Consider the following 948-nt stretch of genomic DNA (forward strand, 5'->3'; position numbering starts at 1 on the left):
CCTGGCCGCCGCCCGCAACCTCGGCGTGGACGTGGCCGCTGCGACCGGAGCCGACCGGGTCGTGCTGCTCGACGTCGACTGCATCCCTTCCGCAGGCCTGCTCGAGCGGTATGCCGGTGTGCTCGATTCCGTGGGGCGCCGCACTCCGGACGTGCCGCAACCCGACGTCGTCGGCGGCCCGGTGGTCCTCGCCGGCGAGGTGGCCTACCTGCCCCCCACACCTGCGGGTCGCGACTACCGCGACCTCGGGCTGGCGGCCCTGAGCGGGCTCGCGCCACCTCACCCGGCTCGTCCCGTCCTGGCCGCCGACGAGGTCCGCCCGGCGCAGGACCTGCGTCTCTTCTGGTCCCTGTCCTTCGCCCTCACCGTGTCCTCGTGGCGCGCCGTCGGGGGCTTCGACGAGGGGTATGTCGGCTACGGCGGCGAGGACACCGACTTCGGGCAGAGGCTCGACGCGGCCGACGGACGGCTCCTGTGGGTGGGAGGCGCGCTGGCCCACCACCAGCACCACCCCACCTCCTCTCCTCCCGTGCAGCACGTGCACGACGTCGTCACCAACGCCAACCGGTTCGCCGAGCGCTGGGGCTGGTGGCCCATGGAGGGATGGCTGGAGGCGTTCGCCGCGCAGGGACTCGTGCGCCGGTCGGCCGACGGCAGCTGGCAGACGAGCGGCGCCGCGTCCGCGTGAAACGCGTCAGCGGGCGACGACGACCGTGCTGAGCGCGTGCTCGAGGACGGCCCGGCTGACCGAGCCGAGGGTCATCCCGGCGAAGCCGCCGCTGCCCGTCGCGCCGAGCACGACCTCCTCAGCCTGGGCGGACAGGCGGATCAGCTCCTCGGCGGCATGGCCCGAGACCACGTGCTGCTCGACGACGACGTCGGGGAAGTCCGCAGCGACCTCGTCCACGACCTCCCCGAGGTAGGCCGCCGTGGCCTCCTGCGGGTCGG

Annotated in this window: 2 protein-coding genes; one reads left to right on the forward strand and one right to left on the reverse strand. The window is 74.2% G+C overall.

The window, feature by feature from the left end; translation table 11 throughout:
* The coding region (locus AC1DP0_RS22250) for a glycosyltransferase family 2 protein (RefSeq protein ID WP_478088814.1) at positions 1-688 on the forward strand (688 nt) is incomplete at its 5' end.
* A 6-nt stretch (positions 689-694) separates the two neighbouring features.
* Here the strand turns inward: AC1DP0_RS22250 and AC1DP0_RS22255 are convergent.
* Positions 695-948 (reverse strand): universal stress protein (locus tag AC1DP0_RS22255; protein WP_478088816.1); only part of this gene is annotated, 254 nt, incomplete at its 5' end.

This window comes from Terrabacter sp. P5_B1 (assembly GCF_056400505.1).